This window comes from Psychrobacter sp. SHUES1 (assembly GCF_001652315.1).
In the GTDB taxonomy this organism is placed as follows: Bacteria; Pseudomonadota; Gammaproteobacteria; order Pseudomonadales; family Moraxellaceae; genus Psychrobacter; species Psychrobacter faecalis.
This window is the reverse complement of record NZ_LXWA01000046.1, coordinates 1-18,465: the sequence shown is the minus strand read 5'-3', so window position 1 is coordinate 18,465 and position 18,465 is coordinate 1. Positions and strand designations below refer to the sequence as shown.

At 44.3% G+C, this 18,465-nt stretch carries 18 protein-coding genes; 5 read left to right on the top strand and 13 right to left on the bottom strand.

Going from position 1 to position 18,465, the window contains the following annotated elements; genetic code table 11:
* Positions 1-37: 37 nt before the first annotated feature.
* The 6 genes from A7325_RS06110 to A7325_RS06085 all read right to left on the bottom strand — a co-directional run bounded on the left by A7325_RS06110 (position 38) and on the right by A7325_RS06085 (position 5,708).
* Positions 38-1,018: a zinc-binding dehydrogenase gene (locus A7325_RS06110; RefSeq protein WP_068405728.1), complete on the bottom strand. Its 981-nt coding sequence runs from the start codon at positions 1,016-1,018 to the stop codon at positions 38-40.
* Between the two features lie 266 nt (positions 1,019-1,284).
* Complete coding sequence (locus A7325_RS06105) at positions 1,285-2,262, bottom strand: zinc-binding dehydrogenase (protein WP_068405725.1); 978 nt, start codon at positions 2,260-2,262, stop codon at positions 1,285-1,287.
* Between the two features lie 158 nt (positions 2,263-2,420).
* The gene (locus A7325_RS06100) at positions 2,421-3,047 is read right to left on the bottom strand and encodes a GDYXXLXY domain-containing protein (protein ID WP_082894313.1); all 627 of its coding nucleotides are present in this window, start codon (positions 3,045-3,047) and stop codon (positions 2,421-2,423) included.
* Positions 3,044-4,210: a DUF4401 domain-containing protein gene (locus tag A7325_RS06095; protein WP_068405721.1), complete on the bottom strand. Its 1,167-nt coding sequence runs from the start codon at positions 4,208-4,210 to the stop codon at positions 3,044-3,046. Before A7325_RS06095 ends, A7325_RS06100 begins: the two co-directional genes overlap by 4 nt.
* Complete coding sequence (locus A7325_RS06090) at positions 4,200-5,303, bottom strand: DUF2157 domain-containing protein (protein WP_068405718.1); 1,104 nt, start codon at positions 5,301-5,303, stop codon at positions 4,200-4,202. The genes A7325_RS06095 and A7325_RS06090 overlap by 11 nt, the downstream gene beginning before the upstream one ends.
* A 111-nt stretch (positions 5,304-5,414) precedes the next feature.
* Positions 5,415-5,708, bottom strand: coding sequence for a DUF2798 domain-containing protein (locus A7325_RS06085; protein ID WP_264753696.1), 294 nt, complete (start codon positions 5,706-5,708; stop codon positions 5,415-5,417).
* 224 nt (positions 5,709-5,932) lie between these two features.
* Between A7325_RS06085 and A7325_RS06080 the strand changes: the two genes are divergently transcribed.
* Positions 5,933-6,691, top strand: a complete 759-nt coding sequence (locus A7325_RS06080) for an aspartate/glutamate racemase family protein (protein WP_082894311.1) — start codon at positions 5,933-5,935, stop codon at positions 6,689-6,691.
* 69 nt (positions 6,692-6,760) lie between these two features.
* Here A7325_RS06080 and A7325_RS06075 read toward each other — a convergent pair whose 3' ends face one another.
* The gene (locus A7325_RS06075) at positions 6,761-8,341 is read right to left on the bottom strand and encodes an MATE family efflux transporter (protein WP_068405715.1); all 1,581 of its coding nucleotides are present in this window, start codon (positions 8,339-8,341) and stop codon (positions 6,761-6,763) included.
* Positions 8,342-8,508: 167 nt separating this feature from the next.
* Between A7325_RS06075 and nadR the strand changes: the two genes are divergently transcribed.
* Positions 8,509-9,597, top strand: coding sequence for a multifunctional transcriptional regulator/nicotinamide-nucleotide adenylyltransferase/ribosylnicotinamide kinase NadR (nadR, locus tag A7325_RS06070; RefSeq protein WP_068405712.1), 1,089 nt, complete (start codon positions 8,509-8,511; stop codon positions 9,595-9,597).
* A gap of 84 nt (positions 9,598-9,681) precedes the next feature.
* A complete protein-coding gene (locus A7325_RS06065) occupies positions 9,682-10,635 on the top strand; it encodes an alpha/beta hydrolase (RefSeq protein WP_068405709.1) in 954 nt (317 codons plus the stop codon).
* 97 nt (positions 10,636-10,732) lie between these two features.
* Here the strand turns inward: A7325_RS06065 and A7325_RS06060 are convergent, their stop codons facing one another.
* The 5 genes from A7325_RS06060 to A7325_RS06040 form a co-directional block, all read right to left on the bottom strand.
* A complete protein-coding gene (locus A7325_RS06060) occupies positions 10,733-11,776 on the bottom strand; it encodes an NAD(P)H-dependent flavin oxidoreductase (RefSeq protein ID WP_068405706.1) in 1,044 nt (347 codons plus the stop codon).
* A 350-nt stretch (positions 11,777-12,126) separates the two neighbouring features.
* Positions 12,127-12,504 (bottom strand): DsrE family protein, encoded by a 378-nt coding sequence (locus A7325_RS06055; RefSeq protein WP_068405703.1) that lies wholly within the window; start codon positions 12,502-12,504, stop codon positions 12,127-12,129.
* A 191-nt stretch (positions 12,505-12,695) separates the two neighbouring features.
* On the bottom strand, positions 12,696-13,238 hold the full coding sequence (locus tag A7325_RS06050; RefSeq protein WP_068405700.1) for an acyl-CoA thioesterase: 543 nt from the start codon (positions 13,236-13,238) through the stop codon (positions 12,696-12,698).
* Between the two features lie 68 nt (positions 13,239-13,306).
* Positions 13,307-14,368, bottom strand: a complete 1,062-nt coding sequence (locus tag A7325_RS06045) for a YheT family hydrolase (protein ID WP_068405698.1) — start codon at positions 14,366-14,368, stop codon at positions 13,307-13,309.
* A 199-nt stretch (positions 14,369-14,567) separates the two neighbouring features.
* Entirely contained in the window at positions 14,568-15,164 is a 597-nt protein-coding gene (locus tag A7325_RS06040) for a YigZ family protein (RefSeq protein ID WP_068405695.1), read from the bottom strand.
* 197 nt (positions 15,165-15,361) lie between these two features.
* Between A7325_RS06040 and A7325_RS06035 the strand changes: the two genes are divergently transcribed.
* Together A7325_RS06035 and A7325_RS06030 are read left to right on the top strand one after the other, a co-directional pair.
* Positions 15,362-16,066, top strand: a complete 705-nt coding sequence (locus tag A7325_RS06035; RefSeq protein ID WP_068405762.1) for a pseudouridine synthase — start codon at positions 15,362-15,364, stop codon at positions 16,064-16,066.
* A gap of 308 nt (positions 16,067-16,374) precedes the next feature.
* Positions 16,375-17,457 (top strand): disulfide isomerase DsbC N-terminal domain-containing protein, encoded by a 1,083-nt coding sequence (locus tag A7325_RS06030; protein WP_068405692.1) that lies wholly within the window; start codon positions 16,375-16,377, stop codon positions 17,455-17,457.
* A 182-nt stretch (positions 17,458-17,639) separates the two neighbouring features.
* Here the strand turns inward: A7325_RS06030 and A7325_RS06025 are convergent, their stop codons facing one another.
* The gene (locus tag A7325_RS06025) at positions 17,640-18,293 is read right to left on the bottom strand and encodes a DUF2939 domain-containing protein (protein ID WP_068405689.1); all 654 of its coding nucleotides are present in this window, start codon (positions 18,291-18,293) and stop codon (positions 17,640-17,642) included.
* Between the last annotated feature and the right edge of the window lie 172 nt (positions 18,294-18,465).

Genomic DNA, 18,465 nt, shown 5'->3' with positions numbered 1-18,465 from the left:
TATTGCTTTTATAGTAAATGCTCTTTGCAAAAGCAGCTTAAGGCTTAATCAATATCTTACCTTTTTTCTCTGACTGGACGTCTTCTGAAACCGCTTTTTGAATATCGTCTAAATCATAGATGCCGCCAGTAGGGAGTTTTAGGATACCGCTTGAGGCACGCTCAATCAGCTCTTTAATTAAACGCTGCTTATCATCGGCGCTGATTTCTTGCATCAAATCGCTTGCCCAAAAACCTTTAACTTTAGTCAAATTGAAAATCAGATTGCTCGGGTTTAGCATCAGCGGTTCGCCAGACACCGACCCCAATGATGCCATTGCGCCATGCTTACCGAGTAGTGACAGCAGCTCACCGCCTGATTTGCCGCCGACCGCATCGACCGCGCCGCTTATTTTGGCGTCACCAACGATTTTTTGTACTTGCTCTTTCCAGTCGTCATCATCGGTCACGATGTTATTTTCAGTGATACCAAGCTCGATAAGCTCTTGTTCTGACTCTTTACTGCGTACCAAGTTAATCGTATTGATATGACGCTCAGGCGCTAGCATCGCCATCGATTCACCGACCGCACCATTGGCGGCATTTTGGATAAGCCATTGACCGGGCTTAATATTTAAAAATTCAATCAATAGCAGTGCACTCATCGGCATGGCAATTAACTGGGCGGCCATTTCATCATCGATGGCATTTGGAATAGGGATAATGCTTTTTGCCGGCGCGATAAAATATTCCGCCCAAGTTCCTGATACGCCAGACACGACGACACGCTGACCTTGTTTAAAACCTTTGACGTCTTTACCTAACGTATCAATCGTACCAACCGCCTCAGAGCCACCAGTGGCAGGCAAATCAGGTTTATGACCGTATTCGCCTTTTATGGTCACGATGTCGTGATTGTGAATAGAGGACAGGATGGTCTTGATACGGACTTCGTTGTTTTTGGGTTCTGGGGTAGGGCTGTCGGTGATACTCAGTACTTCTGAAGGTTTGCCAAATTCGTTATAAGTAGCGCTACGCATGATGATTTCCTTTATTATTTTAATTCAATGTTTTAATTTTTAAGCGACGTCAGTAGATAATTGCCCATCAACCTTAACAAGCGGGTCTTGCAAGCCGCAACCTGACTTTGGTAAAGGAACGTTGTTGCTATTTATCAGGATATTGCGCGGTAGGCTATAAGAGATAGGTTATAAAAAGTCGCCATAAAAAATGGCAGCGCTCTTAATAAAGAACGCTGCCATGGTCAATAAAACGAAGGTTAGTTAAGTTACAAGTTAACGATAGTTTAAGGCTTTAGCAATACCTTACCTTTTTTGCCTGACTGCAATTTGCCATCGACCGCTTTTACGATATCGGCCAAATCAAATACCGCTTCTACAGGCAGTTTTAATTGTCCGTCTACCGCTCTATCGATCAGTTCATTCACTAGGCGCTGTTTATTCTGCACACTCATCTCTTGACTGAGCTTACTGCCCCAAAAGCCTTTCATCACCGCTTGCTTGAAAATCATATGGGTAGGATTGATGACCATAGGTTTGCCCGACATCGCGCCAAAGGCGGCGAAGGTGCCACCATGACCGAGTAACGATAACAAATCGCCGCTATTTTCACCGCCGACTGAATCGACCGCCGCACTGATTTTATCATCACCGATGATCGCTTTGACTTGCTCTTTCCAGTCATCATCTGAGGTGTTGATATTGTTTTTGATACCGAGAGTATCTAACTCTTTTATGGCATCGTCACTTCTTACCAGATTAATGGTTTTGACGCCGCGCGCCGCCGCTAGCATGGCAAGCGATTTACCAACGGCACCGTTGGCGGCGTTATGAATAACCCATTGACCGCTTTCTACTTCTAAGAACTCTAATAGCATCAACGCACTCAGCGGCATGGCAATCAGCTGCGCGGCCATTTTATCTTCTAAACTATCAGGGATAGGAAACACCATATCGGCTGATGCGACAAAATACTCTGCCCACGTTGCTTGCACACTGGCAGCTGCCACGCGTTGCCCGACTTTTAAGTCTTTAACCTCACTACCAACGGCATCGATAATGCCTAAGGCTTCGCTACCACCGATAGCCGGCATTTCAGGTTTAAAGCCGTACTGACCGCGAATGGTAAGTAGGTCATGGTTATGGATGGAGGCGAGAATGGTTTTGACGCGCACCTCATTGGCTTTTGGCTCGGGGATAGGACGGTCGCCGAGGCTCAATACTTCAGTTGGTTTGCCAAAATGATCATAGGTTGCACTACGCATAATAAATCCTTTTTTTAATTTTAAGTTTGTTTCAAATGTTTTTGACGAGCGAATAAATTTGTAGCCATCAACAGTAGCAAACCCAGCTTGCTTGTCGCAATATTACTTTGGTAAAGCAAAGTAGTCAGCGTTAAGTGAGCAGCATTTAGTTGGTTTCATTAATCATTAGCAGTTTGTTCTGTGGTTATTTGTTCTGCATGTGCCTGCTCTGGACTAATAACCTTAAAATCGTCATCTACTAAATTGGTCAGTAGCGGCTCCCCTTTATCATTAATCCGAAATAGCCCATATTCTGCTGCCTCAAATGCTTCGCCATGACCTTCTTGGAAGAAAAAAGCATTGGTCGCAAGCTGCATTACGCCGTTACGGATACGGTAGTGAAGCGCCATCTCATTAGAGGCTAGATTTCTAGGCTGATTAGCCGCTAAGCGCTTAAACTGTCCGACATTATGTTGGTCTAAAGCGACAATGACATAGCCTTGTTCGTTAATAGGATAGCTACCGGGGTCTTTATTTAAGGCGGCAAATACGTCACGCTCTAGCGCATAGCTAAGCGTCATATAGTCGCCCTGCATAAAGCCGCGTGGATCAACGGGTGCAAGCGCTAATAAAACCGTATCGCCAGTCGCGAGATGGTTTTCGTATTTAATAATATTCCTCGTCATCACCACCAATACCAGCGCCAATCCAAGAAGGGCAATAATAATCGTGACAGCCGGTTTTCGTAGCCAATGGGTCTTTGATGTGCCCTTAAGCAAGCGCTTGGTCAAAATTTTATCATTCATGACAGCCGCTCCTGATTGTCGTTAGCGCTTGGTTTTATCTTCGTAAAATAGCTTTTGATAAGCAGCCAGCGCAGCAACAATAGCGCGATTCCAATAACAAACAGGGAAACGGACTTGACCAATAAAGAAGTATCGAGCTGATAGTAATACCAAAAGATATAACCGACCAAGGCAATAATGCCCATTCCTAATAGCACGCGTTGGCTATTAGCAGTAGCAATGATAATAATCAAACTGGTGGCCAATAAGCCTGAGACATAAATAGACATGATCCCAAGTAATACAATCGCAGCGCTAATGAGTAGTCCTGCTGTTGATAATAATTTGCTGTGATAGCGCTTTAAAATGAGATAAGCAGCATAAAGACTGGCAAGCGTTAATAGCCCTTGGGCCAGGTAGTAGTTATAGCTAAAGGCTTTTCCATCACTATCAAAGCTATTGCCATATTCCGCAGCGATAAAATAGACGGAAATGCTGAGCAAGACATAGGCGCTCGCATAGCCCATAGCACTCATGATTTCTAACGCATTCATTCGCCATTTTCTCGGGATAAATACAGCGAGTGTATAACGCTGTAAATGAGTCACGCTGGTTATCAAAGCCAATAATCCTAAGCTGACTTCGGATAAGTGATAGTAATTTAACAGGTAAAGTAGGCAGACTAAAGCCAAGGTTGCGCTCAATAAACGATAGACAAAATTGGGAATGACAACCGTCATCAACAGTTGTACAAGGAACAATAGTACTATACTGAGCGGCTCTGTAATCTCACTCGCTAGTAAAGCATAGGCGATATAACCTTGACCTGCTAGAGTAACTGCAAAGGCTAAACTGTTCCAAAAAGCGCTATGGCGCAAGCGGGCGTTATAAAATAAGAATCCGCCACTAACGCTTAATATCGCGCCAATAATAAATAGCGCTAGCGTACTATCAAGCAAGCCGGTGTTGTCTAAAATTAAGGTCAAAAACCCGATAAAAAATAAACTGGCAAATACGCCACTAAAACCAAAAAGCAAACTGATAAACCACGGGCTAGGCGCTGCAGCTGCATTATTTAAAAGCTTATCATTGACGTTTTGTGCGTCGATGAATCCCTGCTGTTGTAATAGCAAAATCTCGGGCTGTTGCTTGTTATGGTTGATATTATTCAGCTCATTGTTCATCACTGTCTCCCTTAATAATAGAAGAGATAGTGTCATCATTGTTGATATAAGCAACTTTGCGCAGCCACACAACTGCCGCAGAGCTCATGCCAACAAGTAGCAAGGCTAATAGTAGAAATCCACCCCCCTCAAAATCATCTAACAGCCATTTGCCGACCCGAAACATCACCACAATAATGATAGAAAACGACAAATAGGTCAGCATCAGTAAATCAAGACGGCGCTGATAAAACTGCCAAAGCATAAAGCCGCACCAGCCTAACCATACTATGGTAGCGATAAGCGTCGCCCAGATATTGCCATTATCAAAGACCGTGACAATCGCCAGATACGTCATAAAAAACGTGCTTAATAAACCGACGACATAAGTGCTCCAATGCAAGCTGGAATTGGTTTGAGCGCTGTTTATTTGAGCAGTGGATTTTTTAACGTTAATGCGATGAAACAGATAGGGAGTAGAAGAGGAAGTTTTATTATCGAAACCAATCAGCCAACTATAAAAGGCAATAAAATTAAATAGTGCAAGGATGGCTACTTGAGAGACGTTTTGCAGGCTATATTTAATAAATTGTAGATTTGCGACATCTAAATAGAGTAGCAAAAATGCATTGATTAGCCCTAACCAAAGCAGCCAGAGCGCAGGGAAACGGGCGATAACTACCCAAGGTGTAATCAGTATCGCCCAAGCAAAGAAAAGCTGCCACGTATCAGCGCCTGTTTGATAGACCTGCCCAAATAGCGCCAATAAGCTACCGGTAATAATACTAGCGATAAGTAATAATAACTGCCGAATCAGTTGAAATTGTCGCCTAAAAGACAGTGCTACATAAAGCGCAATAGTGATCGTCAGCGCTCCTTCAACTAAAGCGAATTTGCCTATTTTGCCCAAGTTTTGCCAGTTATAAGCGATAAAAAACACTAGGGATAAGACCAGTGCTACCGCGCCAATAATCAGCAGCGCCTTATCAAAAAAGTCTAGCCACCTGCGTTTACTCGGATAGACTTCTAGATGCGTTGCTGCTGCCTCGGCATTTTTAAGAGAGAGGATATCTTGCTGCAGTAACTGCTCAATAGTACGCCGTGCGTGGCTCATAGTCGCCTCTGATTAAAAACGGTTTTTAGCCTATCTTAGCTGTTTTTACGCTGGCATAATGTACTAAAGTTTATAAATTACTAAATTTTATGATTTATTAACTTTTATGTTTTAATAAAACTCAATCCTACTCAGCAGGTGCTCTTGGATTAAATAGGCGCAAATATAGGCGCTCGGCCAAGCGACCATAAAGGCATATTTCCACGAATTAAACAGCGTGATAAAAAAGCCTTCGACAAATCCTACATTGATCAGTAGCAGGGCCGTCGAGATAATCGTCGACATCATCAGCGCCATTAAAAAGGTGAAAATCAGCCGATAGTATTTGCGCCGCGTGCGTATTCTGACGGTCGGGAAGTTTGCCATAATGTTCTGTTGTCCTGCTTGATGAGAGCCACGTTTCACTGCTGCTGTAAACGTGATATTTTGCGATGAGAGAGGATGAGATAAAGCATTGTTCATGCTTAGCGGCGACTATGATAACGCGTGATGACTGCGAGGTAAAATGGTTATTATCAATCATCAAGTCCGCCTTATTATATTGTTATCATTCAGTTTTAATAATTTGTCGCCATTCATGTTGATGAAGTAAACTTAGCACTATCCAAAACAACTCTATGAGGATAAAAATGTCTGCCAATCCAAGTAATTTAGCGCAGAACGTAGAAAAACATTTATCCAAAAACTCATGTAAACAAAGGACGCTTGGCATCATCGGCGGCATGAGTTGGGAGAGTACCGAAAGCTATTATCGACTGATAAATGAGGGTGTCAAAGCTAGACTTGGCAATTTGCATTCAGCAGATTTACTGATTCATAGCGTGGACTTTGCACCGATTGAGGCGCTGCAAGCACAAGGCGCATGGGATGAAATGGGTAAAGTATTGGCCAATAGCGGCAAACGTCTGCAAGCGGCTGGCGCGCAAGGTTTGCTTATCGCGACTAATACCATGCATAAAGTCGTCGATGACGTTCAAGCCGCTACCAACTTACCGATTATTCATATTGCTGATGTCACCGCTGCGGCGATTAAGGAGCAAGGGCTAACCAAAGTTGCGCTACTTGGTACACAGTTCACCATGACAGAGAATTTTTATAAACAGCGTTTGATAGATGCAGGCTTGCAAGTGTTAATACCAGAGACAGGCACACGGGTAGAGGTACATCGCATTATTTATGAGGAGCTGTGTCAAGGTCAGCTACTTGATAGCTCACGCCAGTATTATCAGCAAGTGATTGAAGGCTTAGCGGATAAAGGCGCAAAGGGCGTCATTTTGGGCTGTACCGAAATTGGATTGCTGATTCAGCAAGCAGACAGCCCCATTCCCGTATTTGATACCACTGCAATTCATGCAGCAGCAGCGGTGGATTTTTTATTAAGTTCTTGATTTTAAGGTTAGTGATTTTAAAATAGTTAATTTTAAAACGGTTGAACTTAAACCCATTGCATTGACTACCTATAAACCGCGCGAGGAACGTTTATGTTTTCTTCTCATACGGTGTTTTTGCAGGCGTTTTTGTAGTCGACGACGCAGCCTTGTAATACGGCGTAAAGGCGAGAGTTTCCACACTGTGGTCGGTAAAATATCACGAAACGAGGCACTGGTGCCGGTATGAGCGCGAAATTCCTCCGACCTTTGCGCTGCTTCTTCGGCGGGCATGTTTTTACCTTTGCGCCAGCCGCCGTATAGATATAATCCTGCGCCCATCAACGCCGTTGCTACCATGCCAGCTGGAAACGATAGCCAAAGCGCATCGGCTCCAAGGAGTGGATAAAGCCCGAACGCAAAGCCAAGGCGCACAGGATACATCGAAATCACCATGACGATAAGCGGCCAAACCACATAACCGTTGGCACGCATGGTGCCAAAGAATACTTGCGCAATGCCAAAAAAGATAAAGCCCCATGTCGCCATCAACTGAATATGGCGCCCAATCGGCACGGCGGCGCTGTCACTACCAAGGAATAGCTCCAAAATAGTCTCATCAAAAATGCTTAGTACCCCAATCATAGCGCCCGTCAATATCACGTTAAAGATAAGCCCCCAGCGCGTGATGCCCGCCACACGGTTCCATTGATTGGCACCGATATTTTGTGCGACCATGGCACTGGCCGCTGCACTGAGCGCCATCGCTGGCATCTGCACATAGGTCCAAAGCTGCTGCGTCGCGCTATAAGCGGCCGTTGTCTGTACGCCCTCGCGGTTAATGAGCGACAGCATTGTGAGCGCTGCTGATGAGATAACAATCATCTGCAGCCCCATCGGCAGACCCTTTGAAAACATCGACTTTAGGATATCTCGGTCTGCGCGTAAAAAACGCAGCTCGGGTAACTTAAGTGTCAGCACAGAACCACGCAAATACATAGTGACAATCATACCAATCAGCGCTAGAGCATTGGCGACAGCAGTTGCAAAAGCCGAGCCAAAGATACCCCATTCAGGAAAGGGGCCGATACCCAAAATCAGCACCGGCGTCAAAATCAGGTCGATAACGACCGAAATAATGATAAACCAAAGCGGCGTGGTAGAGTCGCCCGTTCCGCGTAGTGCCATCATGATCAGCGTAAAAGTTAAAGTGACAGGCATCGCTACAAAAATCATCCGCAGATAGGTCAGCGCAAGCTCTACCGCACTTGCTGGTGTCCCAAGCAGGTTAAGCAGCAGTGGAGCAAATAGCCAGCCGATTGCCGATACCAATATACTGATCGGAATAATACTACCCAGCGCCGTGCCCATGGTTCTTTTCACCATCGTATCATTACGGCGTCCCATAGCTTGACCTATCAAAATAGTCGCCGCCATACCAAAACCGAAAACGAAGGAGATGAGGATAAACATCAAGATGTTGCCGTTTGCCGTCGCAGCCAGCGCCTCTTCCCCTAAAAATCGACCTACCCAGACGGCATTAATCGAGCCGTTCAACGACTGCAAGGCTGATGAGCCAAGGGTTGGCAAGGCAAATAGCAGCATGGTTTTGGCAATTGACCCTTGGGTGAGGTCACGGCTTTTAGCAGTGGAGGTAGTTGTCTTACTCAATGTTTATCCTTTTGCGCCATCCAAATTGGCTATATTTTATGACATAAAAACCCTCATTATAGATGACCTTGTCTGTGCTATCTTGGTTAGACTGGTAACGTTTTTTTATATAATGTATTAATAGGCAGTAGTAGTACTAAAGCTAATCGAGAGTAAACAATGACAATATGAAAAAAGAAACGATAGGTATGTTTGGTGGCAAGTTCTTAATAGTACATAAAGGGCATGTGCATGCGATGCGCAAAGCGGCAGCTATGGTCGATAAGCTTTACCTCATAGTGACTTATAACGTGATGTTTGAACGTGAGGTTTATTTTCATAAAAGTAAAATCGCCCCGATAGCGGTGGAGCAAAGACTGCGTTGGTGGCATGAAATTACTAAAGAGCTGGATAATGTACACGTCTATGCAATAGAAGAAACCAATATTAAGAAAAATGCTGATACTCATATCGATGTTGGTACTAATGCTTATTCCCAAGCTCATGCTAACGCTGAGCCTGACTGGCAAAGCTGCGCTGATAGGATTAAAGCATTAATACGCAAGCCCATTGATTTTATTTTTAGTTCTGAACCAAGTTATAGTGATTACTTCGATGACTTATATCCTAAAACAAAGCATATTGTCATCGACGCCGACCGTAAGCTTTATCCTATATCCGCAAGCCAGCTACGTCGTGACGGCGCGATTGAGTATTGGGATATGTTGCCCGACGCGGTAAAGCCTTGTTTTGTCAAAAGTGTCGTTATCGTTGGTACAGAAAGTACGGGAAAAACTACATTAGCAAAAAATTTAGCCCATCGTTACGACACTTGCTATGTCGAAGAAGCAGGGCGCAAGTTTTATGAGGAAATAAACGCTGAAATTGTCTTGCTTGAAGATTTTCCCCAGATTGCTTATGAACATAAATATCATGAGAGGCAAGCTAGAAAGACGGCAAACAAGGTGTATTTCGTGGATACAGAAGCAATTACGACCCAGTTTTTTTCGATGGCTTATCTGGGCATAAGACAAAGTATACTTGATGAAATCGCCGAACTACAAGATTATGACTTGTGGTTGTTTTTGGAAACAGATATTGAGTGGGTCGGTGACGGCTTGAGGTCTTTTGGTGAAGTGCAAGTTCGCGATAAAAACAATCAATTTCTAAAATCTTTATTAAATGAGTTTGGGGTGCGCTATCACATTATCAGCGGCAACTATGATGATAGATACGACAAGGCTACCGATTACATCGATAAATTGTTGACTAAATAAACTAGCCTTTAATAGTCTTATGCTAAGATTGCGATTTAACCGCCTTTAACTTTTCTCTCTAATAACTATAACAAGGATGTTTCGATGCTCTTAAAACGCCTAGCTCTTGCCGCGCTTTTTAGTCTTTCTATGGTCGGTTGTACCACCGCGCCCAATCAATTAGCGGTCAATACCACCCAAAAGATTATCCAGTATGAGCGTAATAAGTCTGATTTAGAAATCAAAGCGCTGACATTGGCCTCTGGCGATAAGATGGTCTATGCCGAAAACGGCAACGTGGCTGGCGAGCCGTTATTACTCATTCATGGCTTTGGCGGTAATAAAGACAACTTTACCCGTATCGCGCGTCAGTTAGAAGGCTATCATCTCATCATTCCTGATTTGCTTGGTTTTGGTGAGTCAAGCAAACCGATGAGCGCTGATTATCGCTCGGAGGCGCAAGCGACGCGCTTACATGAGTTGCTGCAAGCGAAAGGCTTAGCGTCCAATATTCATGTCGGCGGCAACTCGATGGGCGGCGCTATCAGTGTAGCTTACGCAGCAAAATACCCTAAAGACGTCAAAAGTCTATGGCTCGTCGATAGCGCAGGTTTTTGGTCAGCTGGCATTCCTAAATCATTAGAAGGCGCGACGTTAGAGAACAATCCGCTGTTGATTAAGAGCAATGAAGACTTCTACAAAATGTATGATTTTGTCATGTATAAGCCGCCATATTTGCCAAAATCGGTCAAAGCGGTGTTTGCCCAAGAGCGTATCGCTAACAAAGCGCTGGACGCCAAAATCCTCGAGCAAATCGTCACCGATAATGTCGAAGAACGCGCCAAAATCATTGCCCAATATAAAATTCCAACGCTCGTCGTTTGGGGTGATAAAGATCAGATCATCAAACCTGAAACGGTCAATCTCATAAAAAAAATCATCCCGCAAGCGCAGGTGATTATGATGCCAGAAATTGGTCATGTACCGATGATCGAGGCGGTGGAACAAACGGCAGACGATTACAAAGCGTTTAGAAATATAGTAGACGCACAGCGTTAGGGATTGGTTAAAAGTATTTATTTTAAAATAAAAAAGAAACATCAGATGCTCTGGTGTTTCTTTTATTGTCTATAAGGTTTTAATGAAGTCGTTTAAGTTATAAATCTTTTACTAGTCGCTCGAGCAATTCAAGCGTACTTTCTTCTCTGACCAAAGCGACCCCTTGTCCTGCCCATAAAGACTGATGTTCGGCATTGAGGTTATTTTTCGCATGAGCACGCAAGTTTTTGGTCATGGCATTTAATTGTGGGTAGGGCGGTAACTCATGCGCGCTCTCAAATTGACCAAAATCGCGCAAATAGTCATTTAATAATCCGCGTGCTTGCTTACCTGAAAACAGTCGCGTCAAACGTGTCTCGCTACTGCGCTTACCCAGACTGGCATCAAGTAGCGCTTGCTTATACGTATCATTAATAGCGCATGTATCGGTGGTCAAAAACGCCGTACCGATTTGCGCCAGCTCAGCACCAGCCGTTTGCACCGCTTTAATCGCTTGCCCCGTCATAATACCGCCCGCTGCAATCAAAGGAATATCGGTGCAAGCGCGCGTTTGACTAATCAGCGTCAGTAAACCCAATGGATCGCTCGCGCTTTGTGGCAACCAACCACCGCGATGGCCGCCCGCTTCCGAGCCCTGAATACAGACCGCATCGACACCAATATCTGCCCATGCTTTCGCTTCCAACGGATGATTGGCAGTACCAATGACGCGTGTGCCCAACTCTTTTAAACGCTGAACTTGCTCGGCGCTGATAATGCCAAAGGTGAAACTCGCAACCGGAACAGGGTTGTCATAAAGCACTTGAAGTTGCTCTGCAAAGTTTAGCGCAGGGCGTTCAGGTAATGCCATGTCTATGTTGTTTTCCTGATAATACTCGTCTAACCAAGCAGGAATTTTGCTATCCAAAGTAGTAGAATCGTGCTCGGATAACACCATTAGATTGATCATAAAGGGGCGATCAGTGAGCGATTTAAGGATATTAATATGCTCATTTAAAACCGTTGGCGCCGTCGTCCCGCCTCCTAATGATCCCAGTCCACCAAAGTTACTCACCGTCGCTGCCAGATCAGGCGTGGTTGCCCCTGCCATCGGGGCTTGTACGATAGGGTAGGTTAAATCAAAGGTATTTAGTAAGGTCATGACGGGCGTCCTTGTTATTTTATACTACGCTTAAAAATACGATTAGCGCTGTCAAACTCGCTTAGTCTACTTAATGTAGTACTAGCACTCGTTTTCCTTACTACTCTGATTTTTAAAAATAGTATTATTAGAAAATTGGCATGACTTACTTTAGCAAAGCTGAACGGCGAGCGTGTTAGATAATGTGTATTTCGTTATTCGATAAAAGCAGTAGATTTTCACTATAAAAGCGATATTTTTCTAAGGTTAGTAATTAATAATTAAATAAAAAATAGGTCAGCCCCCAAACCATCAAAATGACGACTGAGAAACCAACCTATTTTTATAAACATATTGCTTAGCTTAAACGCTTAATTCAACTGCAACGACCCTTTCGTATTCATTAGCAGCTCAACCACATCATCACCACTGATGACCGTAAAGCGCTTATCAATGGCTGATTCTTCGACGCCATTATGTTTCATACAGGCACCGCAGACCAATACTTGACCACCTTTTTCGATAAAGGCTTCAAGTAATTCGCTCGCAGGCTCAAACGGCGCGCCAATATTGACGTCATCCAAGGCGTTTGGTAATGCCAAATGCACCGCATCTACCATCAAAATCACGGAAGCAGAGTGCCCTTTCTTCAGGGCAATTCCTGCCATGGTAAAAGCTAAAGTAATTTTGCTTGGGTTTGAGTCACTATTATCAAATAGCGTGCCGACATATTCCGTATTATTAACCATATTGTTTTCCTTAGTAGACTGTTTTTTATTTAAACATTATTCAGTTGAGTAAAAAACTCACTACCATCCTAACATTTAATATACTTATTTATATAATGTATTGTTAGCAAATAGTAGCTATACAGTACTTATAAGGTTACTTGGTTAAGAGGTGGTGCTTATGACTTACGAAAACCGTTGAGTTATTAGCCTTAAGCTTGCGGTGGCCACGGACGGTCGGCATCACTGATAATCCATTCTGCCACGTAACCACTCGGCGGTAGCTCCCAATCCGCCTGATCTAACGCCGCTAAGACACGCGAGGTTTCAATCACTTTGCCGCCCTCGGTGACGCCAGTACGCAGTAGGGCAGAGGAGCAAGGCTTGCCTTTGACCCACATCGACTGCTCGATATAGATCCAGCGCTCATCGAAGCCGACAATACGAGTTTTCATGGTGACTTTATCAAAGGCGCGAATGCGTTTGCGATATTGGATGGTACTGCCAGCGACCACCAAACCCCAACGCTGCTTTAAGAGCTGTGTACCAAGTCCGCTCCGTACCGCAAAATCGGTACGTCCCATATCAAAAAGGGTCAGCACGCGACCATTATTCATCTCCAAGAAATTATCAATATCGGTCAGACGACAGCGAAAGCTAATCTCGCTGGTATCTTTAAACGTTAAGGTATTGCCCTTTTTTACTTGTAGTGCGGCGCGAGCGATGGTACTGGCATAACGAATAAATGGATACATGGCGCAATCTCAAAGAGTTAAAGGTTAAGTAAAAAGACTAAAGTTTGGCAGAGTGGCAAATGTCATTATCAATGGTTAGACAGCACGCCAATAGACTCAAAATAAGCGCTGACCGTTTCGGGCAACCAATTGATATCAAACCTTGATTGTTTATAAAGATGCGTCGATTTGTCTTTATCGACGTTATAACGAATAAAACCCACATGCCCGCCATGCTCGGTTTCTAAAAGCGTGACAGTATCGGAGACGTCGTTTGGCGTGGCGGTAAAACCAAGGAAAGGGTCGTCTTTGGCGCTGATTAATAATAAAGGTTTGGTCACTTTTATCAAATAAGGCAGTGCCGATGAGGCGTGATAATAATGGTTATTAGAGCGGTAGCCATGGCGCGGGGCGGTAAAGATATCATCAAAGTCACTGATACGATTGACCGCTTTGATAGAGTCAATCTCATCTTTAGTAATGTCATTCGCCAAGGCTTTTTTGATAATGGGATTCAGCAGATACGGCGTATAAATACGATGACTCAAAAAGCTGTGCATACTAAGCGCCGCCGACGACATATCGACAGGTGCTGAAATCACCGCTGCGCCATCACAGAGCGCTTTGTCGCCATATTCGCCCATATATTTTGCCAGTGCATTACCGCCTAACGACACGCCTACCGTATAGATATGGGCAAAGTTTTTGCGCAAGTTCTCAAGCATATGGTGCAGCTCGCCGGTGTCACCGGCGTTATAAAAGACGCGACCGCTCGCCGGAATACCGCCGCAGCTACGAAAGTGGGCGACGACGAAGTGCCAGCCTTGCGCATGCATCTGGTACGCTAAGGCGCGCGCATAATGGCTGTCGCTACTGCCTTCCATACCGTGAAATAGAACGATTAATGGGGTTTGCTCAAGCTCGCCATTACCTGCTGAGTTTATAACATCGGCGTCTATAGGATGCGCATCATAAAAGTCATAGGCAATATCACTTTCATCCAAGGAGTCTTTTTCGACCACACGGCGGTAAGTCGGCGTTTTAGGGGCAAAAAATTTGGGTAAAATGCTTTGTAAGTGTGGATTGCTTAACCAAAATGGCGGTTTAAATGGGGTAGGGGTAAAGGTTTTATGTGGTTTCGATGTTGGCATAAAGGTTTCTTATTTAATGGTTATATGAATGATCGTTAAAATCGTCTTTAACAATCAATGCCTTATCATACCGACGGCGGTTGCCAAAACCAATGCTTTTCAGTGAACGCTCAGTGAACGTATGGTCACTCAAAGCAATTCATCTAGAACTACCACTCAGAAGAACTAAGAAAAATGGCTCTGCATACATACTTATCAATTATGGCGACTCTAAGACACGCCCATCCATCGCCAGCCGCTCTTTTAAGTGATCGATATCTGCTTCAGCAAGCGTCACGGTCAAGGTCACTTGTTTACTATAAGTCACATCATCAATATGGCCGCCTAAATCTTCGACCACGTAGCGGCACTGTGCTTCGGTGGCAAACTCAGCGATTATTTGTACTTGCGCCATCGGCACGTACGGGAGCAGTACCATTTCATCGACGGCCGCCTGCGCAGAACCTGCATAAGCGCGAGTTAGACCGCCTGCACCGAGTTTGATACCGCCAAAGTAACGTACGACGATGATAATGACGTTGCCGATAGATTTATGCTGTAAGACATTTAATATCGGTCGTCCTGCCGTACCATTTGGTTCGCCATCATCATCAAAACCTGCGCTGGTGGTGTTATTAGGGTCGCCAATGATATACGCCCAACAGTGGTGACGCGCATCGGCATACTTTACGCGTAGCTGTTCCACGTGAAACATAGCTTGCTCGCGCGAGGTAACAGGATAGGCGTAGGCAATAAACTCAGACTTTTTAATGTCTAAGCGCGTGCTGACCGCATGTTTTAGCGTTTGATAGCTCATATTTCATCAGGTCTAGGTTGGATATGGTAAACTTACTTAACTTTCACTGCCTGCCGTATTGGGCGCAGTGTTTATTTAATTTTTTATTATAGTACCACTTCTCACCGTTTAAGACAGCGGACAAGCAGGAGAGCCGTGCTTGTATAGTTGGCTTTTAATACGAGGTTGGTAGTATAAAACGAATGGTAGTCAAGCGTATGCGTCTAGATAAATTTATAAGTAAAGCCACTGAGCTGTCGCGCAAAGAATCAAAGCGGATTTTGCACGCCGGTGAAGTGACGGTAAATGATGCGGTGGTCAAAGATCCAGGGCTGCATGTCGATATCGTCAACGATGAAGTACTGTGGGCGGGCGAGCCATTGTCGGTTGCGACTGGTAATCGCTATATCTTGCTCCATAAACCCGAAGGTTTTGAATGCTCTTTAAAAGCCAAAGAATATCCTATCGTCACCGAGCTAATCGCGGTACCTGAGCTTGGCAGCTTGCGTATTGCAGGACGCCTCGATGTCGATACCACGGGCGCCCTACTTATCAGTGACGATGGCAGTTGGTTGCACCGCGTGACCAGCCCTAAACATGAGCATGCCAAAATATACGAGCTCACATTAGCAAGTCCCATGGACAGCGACGCGCAAGCCAATGCCGTCAAAGAAGTGGCTGAAGGTATTCTCTTAGAAGGCGACCACGAAGAAACTAAGCCTGCTACCCTTGAGTTTATTGATGAAACCCATGCACGCTTGACCTTGGAGCAGGGTAAATATCATCAAGTAAAACGTATGATGGGCTATTTTGGTAATCGGGTCACCGAGCTGCATCGCGCCAGTATTGGTCATATTACCTTAGACGGTTTGGAGAAAGGCGACAGTCGTTTCTTAACGCCGGAAGAAGTCGCTAAATTCTAAGTTTGGTTTTTGCTGCATCTTAAACAGTCATAAAAATTTTCTGCAAAAACAGCAGCCATGAAAAAGTGCGCTGCTTTTTTAATGTCCACTGTTTACCGTTATATTCCCTGGCCACTGTCTGTGTTGCCTATCTCTTAAAGCTAAGTAGCAATTTTGCAAAATTAAGCCCTAATACCTTTGCAAAAACTGTCCTTGTGCTAAAGTCTGCCTATCTTTTTTTAATCTATATTTTTACATAATATAGTCAGCTTTATTAATAATGAGCATTTTTAAAGTATTGCTATTAAAAATCAATAGGACAGTCTTCTGTGAAATTCTCTCTGTTAAAATCTGCCAGCTTAATGAGTGTCATATTATTGACCACCACCGCTTGTGCGCAGCAAAGCGCCACTGACACTATCAAAAATAATGTCAACCAAGCGCCGCAAAATAGTGCAAGTATACAAAGTACGCAAGCGACTAGCAGTGTGAGCAAAGCTGTCGATAGTCAATTACGCCAACTGCTGAGCCAAGCTGGTATCAAAACGCAAATCACTTCTATTGTGCCCTCTAAATTGCCCAATATGTATCAAGTGAATTTGGCAGGCCAGCCGCCGCTGCATATCACCAAAGAAGGTAAATATGTCATCCAAGGCGAGCTACAAAAGAATCCAAGCAAACGCGTCGTCACAAAAACACCAGCGCGTAGCAGCAGCTTGCAAGTGGGCAAGCCCGTCAGTGCCAGCCTAAAATCTGACCTATTAGCAAATATGGGCGCGCTAAAAAACATGAGTGCCAAAACGCCGTTCTTTTATACCGCCGTGCCGGGAGTCATTTGGGGTGCGACGCTAGAAGGTGTGCCATTTCTACTATCAGACGATGGGCAATATATCACCGATGGTGAGATATCAGTGATTGAAAACGGTCAGTTTATCGGGCTTGATAGCAACTTTGAGCGCCTTAAAAACCAAGCGGTATTTGCAACCTTAGACCACAGCCAACTGATTACTTATCCTGCCACCAGCCCTGAGAAAGCGGTTATTTATGTCGCTAATGACGTCAATTGTCCTTATTGTCGCCGTCTCCATCAACAGCTACCCATGCTTAATGCTAAAGGCGTGACGGTAAAAACCATCGGTTATCCAATCTATGAAAAGTCGCCTGAGCAAATGCGCGCTATCTGGTGTCAGGGTAGTGAGGACAGCCGCCGCACAGCTTTTGATAAAGCAATGCTACAAGGTAAAATGACGCCGGCACCAGCCAGCTGTAAAGCCGATTATGTAACGCCTAACCGTGAAAAATCAGCAGGGCTTGCGGTCATGGCAACGCCGGCTATTTACCGCGAAGACGGCGTCCTTTATCAAGCAAGCTTTGAGAGCCCAGAGTTTTTAGAGTTCTTGGGTGTAGAATAAATGATTAAGAAGTCTGTTTATTAAGAGCTCTGATTATTAAAAGCTCTGATTATTAAAAAGTCTATAACATAGAAAGTAACCATTAAAAACTGCCCTATGAGCGATGTCCATAGGGCAGTTTTTAATGGTGCTTAATGATTGATTCTATCAGTCTATCTCAGTGACAGCTATTGTAGTAACAGCTATTGCGGTAAAACAATATCGACGATTTTCCAATTTATCAAACCTTCGCGCTGCATCTCGATAGTCAGCGGATAACCTTTCACCTGACCGCTAATGGTAAAGCAGTTAATCCCGCAATAAGCCAGTTTTGGCTTGTCACTATCCGTACCTTGCGCCGCTTGTTGCTCAAGCTCGGCCGCTTGTTTTTGCATGATTTGCTGCATTTGGTTTTTGACCACGGCATTGACGTCGCCGCGCTGAATGATTAAATTTTGAATCAGATTTTTAAGATCGACTTGATTACTGGCTATCGCCCATGCGGCGGCAAGCTCCTTGGTCGCGGTATTGGCTTGACCTTGGGTGTTAATCAGTTTTTCAATATTTTGCGGTGTAATGGCGCCATCGACCGCTTGGATAATAAAGCCGTTGGCCGCTTCGGTTAATGGCGCGCCGCCAAGTTCGGCAACCAATGGGTATTTGGTCATGGTCACTGCAAATTGGCTGGTCAGCTGATTTTGAATACTGGGTCGCACCTGCTCATAATCAATCGCCGCTGCGATCGTTGCACCATCTTTGGCGTCATAGGCATTTTTAAGCTGATAAGCGCTGTAATAAGGCGAACCGCCATAGATAGCGACGGCAATGACAATCAATAAAACAATCAGCTTTTTCATAAAAATACGACCTTAGCGCAAATCTAATGGTTAAAAAATTAAAAACAGTATTTCCTAGATTCAAATAAGAAGTGCAACGTTTTAAAAGAATGAGTTGAAGAGTAAGATGTGCCGTGTTGCATTTCAAACTTCAACTCCTACATATCAGAACGTTATGAAACACTATACACAT